Here is an 8,178-nt window from a genome sequence, read left to right as displayed (position 1 = left end):
TCAAGAAATTAAATATGTACTGGCAAAGTTCTGTACTTTTTTCTGCAATTTACTGCACAAACCTATTGCAAAATACAGTTTTACCCCTAAAATAGTTTCAATTGTTGTTCCGATTGTTCTGAAACTAAGTCCTCTGATTTCAACCAATCTGTAATGGGTTGTAAAATACGTAATGCTAACAGTACCGGTACAGCGTTACCAATTTGTTTGTACTGCTTATCTAACCGATTATTTAATTGCGTTCTCATATTGCCGCCATCATAAAATTCGAACCAATCCGGAAACGTCTGAATACGCGCCGATTCCCGAACACTCATCCGACGATTGGAACCAATCAGACTCCATGCGTCTTTCCCTGTTTTTTGCATCGATTCTCCTCCTGGCCACAATTGTGCCTGTCTACCAGATGCTTGAATCGTAAATGCTTGTTCCGTCCATTTCTTTTTACGATTACGAGATAAGTACATCGGAGAAAAACCACCACTATACACATCAGTGGGTTCCTTCGGTAAATCTGAAATCGTCTCTTCTAAAGTCACATAAGGATATTTTCCTAAAGGACCATGAGTAGGCTCTGGAAATGTATATTTAAATGAGACATCTTTTCGTACACCAATGATAAAGACACGTTCACGAAGTTGTGGCACTCCATAGTCCCGGGCATTTACCAGTTGATAATCTACTTCATACCCCGCTGCAGCAAAGTCTTCAATGATTTGGCGTGCTACTTCACCTTTTCCTAAAGTTAATAATCCTTTTACGTTTTCAGCGACGAATACTTTAGGTTGTGCTTGCATGATCGCTCGAATGAAATGGATATATAAAAAGTTTCTCTCATCATCAATCAAGCGTGGACCAGCTGAGCTGAATCCAGGGCAAGGAAATCCACCAAGCATGACATCACATTCTGGAAAGTGTTTAATCTTGCGTATGTCTCGACCATCTTGAAAGAACTCTGTCGAAAAGTTCATCTTATATGTGATGGCGGACTCTCGAAACATATCATTTGAAAAGATTGTCTCTGTTACATTTCCTTGTGAGACTAACTCTTCAAAAACCTCTTTCGATTGATAGACCTTCTCAATGACCTCTTCTCCATGAAGACTGACAAGACCAGCAAGTTCCAACCCTAAATCTAATCCTCCTGCTCCTGAAAACAGACTAATTACGCTATGTGCTTTTGTTGAGCGTTTAATATCAGAAAAAAAGGCGGTATCATCCGTTTCAAAAATACGATTTGTTTCTTCCTGGATTTTTTCGAACAGCACATTTTTTACATCTATCTCTTCATATTCAGTCAAAGGACGGTACTTTGCTCGTCCTCGTTCGTTTAATTTCATGAGTTTACCTCCTGGCAACATCCTCTTGCCTTTATTATAAGCGAGCGTCCGTTAAAAGGCCAGCGTTCTGAATAAATCGTGCAATAATTGATTTTTAGAATATCCTCTTTTTTGAATACTAGTTATCCACATGTGGATAACCCCATTTATGGTATACTTATACCACTTATCCACAAGTAGAAATGAGGAAACTAACATGTCCCGTGAACTCTATCCGATCGTCGTCAAACCCGAATGGATTGAATCGATTCGAAGCGGTTATCCCGCGTTACGCAAGGAAATGTTCGAAGCTTTGCACCATGTCAAAGAGGCAGGCGGACTGCTTCATTTAATGACAGAACATAAAGAATACCTCGCGACCGGCTATTTTGGCAAGCAGGAAAAAGGTGTCGGTTGGACTCTCTCGATGGACGAGCAGGAAGCGATTGATGTCGCCTTCTTCAAAAAACTTTTTGAAAAAGCGTTAGACAAACGAAATGAATTTTTTGAAGAGTATTCAGAAGCCTTCCGCATCTTTAATGGTGCTGGGGATGGGATTGGTGGCTTGACGATTGACTGTTACGATCATCATTATCTTGTGACTTTTGAAAATGAGGGCATCTATACCTTCCGACCGTTGATTCTCGAAGCGCTTGAATCACTACTGAATTATCGAAGTATTTATGAAAAACGAGATTTCCTCGTTGATCTTCAACCCGTCAAAGGCGACGACTTTTTAAAAGGGGAACGAGGCGATTTTCCCGAAGTCGCGCAAGAGTACGGTGTCCTTTATGAATATGACTTGGATGCCGGTATGCGGACTGGTTTTGACATTGCACAACGTGAACTTCGCCGGATCCTTCTCGATTCCGTCGAACGAAAAACCGTACTTAACCTTTTCTCCGACACAGGAACTTTAACGGTCACTGCGCTTTACGGGGAAGCCAAATCAACGACAAGTGTCGACTTCTCAACGCGGAGCCGCAACAAAACAAAGGATAACCTGACGTTGAACAGCTTTATTCCAGAAAAGCAGACAATTTTAGTCCAGGATGCGTTCGACTATATCGAACAAGCGGATAAAAAGACACGTTTTGACGTCGTCTTATTCCATCCGCCCGTACAAGTCAATACACGCAACCGTCAATTCCGAACAGAACAGGATCTAGCCCTTTGGATTCAAAAAGTCATTCATTTGACGAATCGCGGAGGACTGCTCGCGATTACGACAGATAGTCCTGCTCTTGATGCGTCACAATTGAAAAAAGCTGTCGAGCAGGCCTTCAACAAATTACGCCAAAAATTCGAAGTCGTCTGGGAGCAGCCGGAGCTAAAAGATTTCCCGACTCCCCCTTCCATGCCACAACTCGCTCCAAAAAGCATTCTTGTTCGCCGTAAATGATCTGTTATCTAAAAAATCCGCTACTGAATTTTTCAGTAACGGATTTTTTATATTTTTAACAGGAAATGTAAAATGAATGGAGAATCATTTTTTATGAGTTGGATAAACACTCACCTTACCAAAGTGTGATGTTTGATCAAATCGTTGATAGATCTCATTTAACGCATCAAGCTCATAGGGAATCTGCTCTTCAATCCGAATCTCGATGACACCCTCCTCCACTAAATGAATGAGTTCTGATAAGTGACGTTGCTGTTGTTTCATCTCATCTACTTTTCCTTTCAGTAACGGAAGCGCGACAAAAACAGCTTCAAGGGATAAGGCTTTACTATGCATCATCGTTAAATCTTGTGTCGTCCGTGTCGCGATCGAAATGATGCGTCCCCGCTCTTTTGCGAGTATGAACGATTCTTGTAAATGGTCACCACCGACCGTATCAATGATGACATCGAATCCGTCCAGATCTAGTCGGTTTAGCAACGCTTCAGCTGATTCTTCCTTATACCGGTGAACACGAATCCCTCTCGCTTCTAGCCAAGCTGCCTTCTCGTCAGAAGAGGCGCTCGCTGTGACGTCACATCCATAATGACGTGCGAGTTGAACGGTAAGATGTCCTACTCCACCCGTTCCACCTGCTACATATACACGAATGCCTGGAGTAATCGTAATTCGCTCTTTTAATATTTCCATCGCGGTCAACCCAATCACCGGTAAACAACCAGCAACTTCAGCCGAGACGCTTTCCGGTCGTAAGACTGCCATCTGTTCAGGTACAAGCATTTCTTCCGCTAGCGCACCGGCACGTGTTCCAAGTCCGCCACCGAATGCGACGATGCGATCGCCGATAGAAAAAGACGTCACACCCTCGCCGATCTCAATGACTTTCCCCGTTACATCGCCCTGGAGAATTCCAGTCGTCGAAGCCGCCGCCACATGTCCGAAGAACATCTTCGTATCAAGTGGATTGATGCTCGACCCCTCGATTTGAACCCGTAATTCGTGTTTCCCCGCTTTTTCAGGTGTGACGTCTTTTTCTGTAAGTGATGCGTCTTTTCCATACTGATCGACTACGAATGCTCTCATGAAGAATTCCCCCTTTTTCATTATCAGTCTATCATGATTCAGAATTCTCTCACATTAACCGTTCATGCTATGATAAAGGTATCTTATGACGAGAAGGGACGTTTTCCATTTGAAACAAGAATTGATTGAACGGCTGACTACATACGCTAAGATTGATACGCAATCGGATTACGATAGTTCGACGGTTCCGACAACAGAAGGGCAATGGACACTGGCTCGTTTGCTCGTAGAAGAATTAAAGACAATTGGCATGGAAGAAGTCACGGTCGATGACAATGGTTATGTCATGGCGACGTTACCTGCTAATACGGATGCTGATATCCCGACAATCGGTTTCCTCGCTCACCTTGATACAGCGACGGATTTCACAGGTACGAATGTCCGTCCGCAACTCGTCGAAGCATATGACGGACATCCCATCATGTTAAACGAAGTACCGTCCGTCATTCTATCGCCAACTGATTTTCCGGCACTGCACAACTATGTCGGTCACACCTTGATGACGACGGATGGAACGACGTTACTCGGTGCAGATAATAAGGCCGGTATCGCAGAAATCATGACGGCGATGCATCATCTCATCACACACCCGGAAATCAAGCATGGTCGCATTCGTGTTGCCTTCACGCCAGACGAAGAAATTGGTCGCGGACCACATCACTTCAACGTCGAGGCGTTCGATGCAACGTATGCTTATACGGTCGACGGCGGACCGCTTGGTGAACTCGAATATGAAAGTTTTAATGCGGCGGCTGCTAAAATCGTCTTCCACGGAACGAATGTTCATCCGGGAACAGCAAAAGATAAGATGGTCAATTCGCAGAAGCATGCGATGGCATTCCACGATCGTCTTCCTGGAGAAGAATCTCCTGAATTCACGGATGGTTTTGAGGGCTTCTTCCATCTGATTTCGTTTGATGGCTCTGTCGAAAAAACGACGCTTGACTATATCATTCGTGATTTTGATCGTGAAGCGTTCGAAGGTCGAAAACACTTTTTGTCTGCCCTTGTCGATGAATGGAACAAAAAGTACGGTGCTGGTAGTGTGGAAATCGACTTACACGATCAGTACTACAACATGCGTGAAAAAATCGAACCGCACATGCACATCGTCGATATCGCCCATGCTGCGATGGAGTCACTTGATATTACGCCGGACGTGAAGCCGATTCGTGGTGGCACGGATGGTTCCCAGCTCTCATACATGGGTCTTCCGACACCGAATATCTTTACCGGTGGTGAGAATTATCACGGTAAGTTCGAATTCATTTCTGTCGATAACATGGTGAAAGCAACACAAGTCATAATTGCCATCGCACAAGGCTTCGAGCAGTCCTCTCGTTAACAAAAGCAGCTTCTCTAGGCGGAGAAGCTGCTTTTTTCATGGATGCTGCTGTTGTTTTTTCAAGCGATAGATATAGCCGATTAACAGAAAAATAATCAAAGTGGATCCAATCATGAGTTCCTTCGACCATTCGCCGACGAAAGAATTGGAATTTTCCTCAATCTCTCGCTCAGGCATTTGTTCTTTCATCCGATCTGCTTGGTGCTTTGTGACTTCAAATCTATCCTTCCACTTCCACATCTTCCCTTTTCCTTCCAGACGGATATCGATTTGATACATACCCGGTTTTAAAATCCCCGTTGTTTCGATCGGAGTGTTCATATAAACCGATGGCGCAAACCGGACGTCCATCTCTTTACGCACAACAACTTTTTCATTCTGAGTGACGATTGCTTCGAACTTCATTGGTTTACTGATCGTCGGCACCTGATTCGCTAATTTGACGAACACGGTCGGTCTCGAAAAGGACGACTTCACCTTTACTCCTTCATACGTAATTTCGGGTGCCAGCTCTTCAATCGAAGACCGCACTTTCAACCCGATGATATAGGAATGACGATTTTGAATGCCGATTGTATTTTTCTCAGCTTGTTCTTTCTCTGTTTTTTTCTCAATCCGCACTCCTGCCAACAAGGTGCCATCTAAATTGTTTGTGATCTCAAGGGGTAAGGAAACGACTTTCGATTCGCCCCCTTTGATGAACGTGGATTTCGTATTCGGTTGGATGAGATCCGTTAACGAGATTGGCGCTAAGGGTACAGGCTTTTTTTGGTCATAAACAATCAAACCATTATTGTTCGTCGTCGCGTTTCGGATGGACGTCAAAAACGTGTGATCGTCTGGTCCGTGATTAAAAATCCGAACTTGAATGTTCGTCTTTTGTTTCGCCGTCATGCGTAAATCAAAGTACGAGACACCCGAATCGACCTGGTAGTCATTCGGAACGGCTTCAACCGAAAAGTTGACACGGTCCTTTGCGAAGCCATTCAAAGGGATCAGCCAGATCCATAATCCATATACAAATGCGGCAAGACACGTGATTCCCCATCGTTTCATCTCTCTTTCACCCGCTTTCCCATCAATTCACGACATCTGTGAGTGTCCAATCGAGTGTTGCGGTGTGTGTTCCTTCCATTTGAACGTTGACCGGTACATTGAGTTTGATGAAATCGTTATCTGTACCATTGCCTTCCCAGTAAATTTGCCACGTCGAGAACGTTCCTTCCGCCGACGCTAAAATGGTTTGGGCATCTCCCGCATCTCCCGGCGTCAATGTAATGTCTCCCGTCGTAGGCGCTGTGAATCCCGTTACATTGATAAGGGTTTGAACGGTTCCGGCATCAATCGATAAGGTGCTGCCGGCTAATGAGGGATTTCCACCTTCATCATTAAAATCGCCCAGTTTTACAGTGACCTCCCATTGCGTCGGATTGACACGCCGATCCGTTACCTGCAAAAACGGTTTTTGATCAATCGCCTGAAAAAGTGACTTATCCAATCGTAATTCATTTGAACCAAAATCGAAGTTAGGCGCATAATCGAGCGTCAGCGGTCCTGTATTGCCTGTCGGTGTATTCCCACCATTTCCTGTCGGGTCATATGGATTAGTCGGATCCGGCGAATCGGGATCCACGATGACCGGCGCTTCATTCGTCGTAAATGTGATTTTAGCCGTCGAAGTTCCTGTAGAAGTCGTCGCCCATACCGTAGTCGTTCCTAGTACCAAAGCAGCACTCATCAATACCGTTGAAACAGCGAAGCGTTTTTTCATCTTTGCTCTCTCCTTTTCATGGTGCATTGACTAAACTCCATTGAATATCTGCGCTATACGATGATGGTTTTGGATATTTTCCGGTTAAATCGAGAATAATCCCTTCGTTTTCTGCATAGATTAACGGTGTTTGATTCGAACTTGCCGACATCGTTCCTGTTGCGATTTCAATAGCCGTCGCCTGCAATAATTGTGTTTTCGAAGCTGTCTTAAAATAAAGTACATCGCTTAACACATCATTGTCTGTACTCGTCAAAGGACGACTGAGACTGGCTTGCAGCTGCCAGTTGTACCCCGCTGCATTTTCATGGGAAATTTCAATTATCATCGGAGACAATCGCGGAATGAGCGTGTCGTGTCCCGTCAATTCATGGCTTCCAAAATCAAGTGTCGCTGGAACTAACAAGCCGAATGTCGGTCCAATCCCGAGTGTCGCTGTCGCCATGCCAGTACTCAATAGATTTAAATCGATTAATCCATCGGCTAGTACACTGCGGAAGGTATACGTCCGGTCCACTCCCACCGGCAATTTCCCAACGTCAAATGATAAAGTGAAGCGGTCACTACTCAATAGCGATACTTTCAATAATGCACTGACATCGGCGTAGATTTGATTGTTTATTGGATCAATCGTTGCAGTGACATTTCGCGTCTGTGATCCGAGCACTCCACTATATCGGTATTGAAGTAGAACAGAACCGGAGTCGATACTTTGCATGACTTCCTTCGGTAATTGAAAGATGATATAGCCACTCGTAAGATTTAAGCTCAGCAATCCGGAAACCGTATTTTCCAAAGTGATTGTTTTCGTCTCAGCACTGTAAGCAGCACTTAAGCTTGAGGCTCCAAGCAATGCAACTCCGGCAAGCGCCGGAGCAATCGTTTGCCGCTTCTCTTGTGACAGTTCAGGTTGTTCGGGAACGTTGAGTTCGTCTTCTATCGTTGGCGATGTTTCAGGTAGCAATGGGTCTTCGCTCTCAGCTCGAGGTGTCTCAGATGTCGGGGGATTTGCGCTCTCAGCTGGTGGTGTCTCAGGTGTCGGGGAATCTTCGCTCTCAGCTCGAGGTGTCTCAGATGTCGGGGGATTTGCGCTCTCAGCTGGTGGTGTCTCAGATGTCGGGGGCTCTGCGCTCTCAGCTGGAGGTGTCTCAGGTGTCGGGGGATCTGCGCTCTCAACTGGTGGTGTCTCAGGTGTCGGGGGATCTTCACTATCAGCTCGAGGTGTCTCAGGTGTCGGGGGATCTTCACTATCAGCTCG

At 45.0% G+C, this 8,178-nt stretch carries 7 protein-coding genes and 1 pseudogene; 3 read left to right on the top strand and 5 right to left on the bottom strand.

Annotated features, from left to right (window positions below; translation table 11 throughout):
* Nucleotides 1-86 precede the first annotated feature (86 nt).
* On the bottom strand, nucleotides 87-1,340 hold the full coding sequence (locus ACRPK8_RS15595) for a DNA cytosine methyltransferase (RefSeq protein ID WP_432238967.1): 1,254 nt from the start codon (nucleotides 1,338-1,340) through the stop codon (nucleotides 87-89).
* 196 nt (nucleotides 1,341-1,536) lie between these two features.
* On the opposite strand from ACRPK8_RS15595, the gene ACRPK8_RS15590 reads away from it, so the two are divergent.
* On the top strand, nucleotides 1,537-2,721 hold the full coding sequence (locus ACRPK8_RS15590; RefSeq protein ID WP_432238966.1) for a class I SAM-dependent rRNA methyltransferase: 1,185 nt from the start codon (nucleotides 1,537-1,539) through the stop codon (nucleotides 2,719-2,721).
* Nucleotides 2,722-2,805: 84 nt separating this feature from the next.
* On the opposite strand, the gene ACRPK8_RS15585 is transcribed toward ACRPK8_RS15590, so the two are convergent.
* The gene (locus ACRPK8_RS15585) at nucleotides 2,806-3,804 is read right to left on the bottom strand and encodes a zinc-binding dehydrogenase (RefSeq protein WP_432238965.1); all 999 of its coding nucleotides are present in this window, start codon (nucleotides 3,802-3,804) and stop codon (nucleotides 2,806-2,808) included.
* Nucleotides 3,805-3,913: 109 nt separating this feature from the next.
* Here ACRPK8_RS15585 and pepT point away from each other — a divergent pair, with 109 nt between their 5' ends.
* A complete protein-coding gene (pepT, locus tag ACRPK8_RS15580) occupies nucleotides 3,914-5,149 on the top strand; it encodes a peptidase T (RefSeq protein WP_432238964.1) in 1,236 nt (411 codons plus the stop codon).
* A gap of 36 nt (nucleotides 5,150-5,185) precedes the next feature.
* Here pepT and ACRPK8_RS15575 read toward each other — a convergent pair whose 3' ends face one another.
* Genes ACRPK8_RS15575 through ACRPK8_RS15565 form a run of 3 tightly spaced genes read right to left on the bottom strand, consistent with a single transcriptional unit; the run spans nucleotide 5,186 to nucleotide 7,884 of the window.
* The gene (locus tag ACRPK8_RS15575; protein WP_432238963.1) at nucleotides 5,186-6,205 is read right to left on the bottom strand and encodes a WxL protein peptidoglycan domain-containing protein; all 1,020 of its coding nucleotides are present in this window, start codon (nucleotides 6,203-6,205) and stop codon (nucleotides 5,186-5,188) included.
* Between the two features lie 22 nt (nucleotides 6,206-6,227).
* Entirely contained in the window at nucleotides 6,228-6,920 is a 693-nt protein-coding gene (locus ACRPK8_RS15570; RefSeq protein WP_432238962.1) for a WxL domain-containing protein, read from the bottom strand.
* A gap of 16 nt (nucleotides 6,921-6,936) precedes the next feature.
* A complete protein-coding gene (locus ACRPK8_RS15565) occupies nucleotides 6,937-7,884 on the bottom strand; it encodes a hypothetical protein (protein WP_432238961.1) in 948 nt (315 codons plus the stop codon).
* Between ACRPK8_RS15565 and ACRPK8_RS15560 the strand changes: the two are divergent.
* Nucleotides 7,844-8,178 (top strand): annotated as a pseudogene (locus tag ACRPK8_RS15560) (hypothetical protein); the annotation flags it as partial. The gene ACRPK8_RS15565 and the pseudogene ACRPK8_RS15560 overlap by 41 nt on opposite strands.

The organism is Exiguobacterium sp. TDN 0502, from assembly GCF_050846835.1.
Taxonomy (GTDB): domain Bacteria; phylum Bacillota; class Bacilli; order Exiguobacteriales; family Exiguobacteriaceae; genus Exiguobacterium_A.
This window is presented reverse-complemented; position numbering and strand designations above follow the sequence as displayed.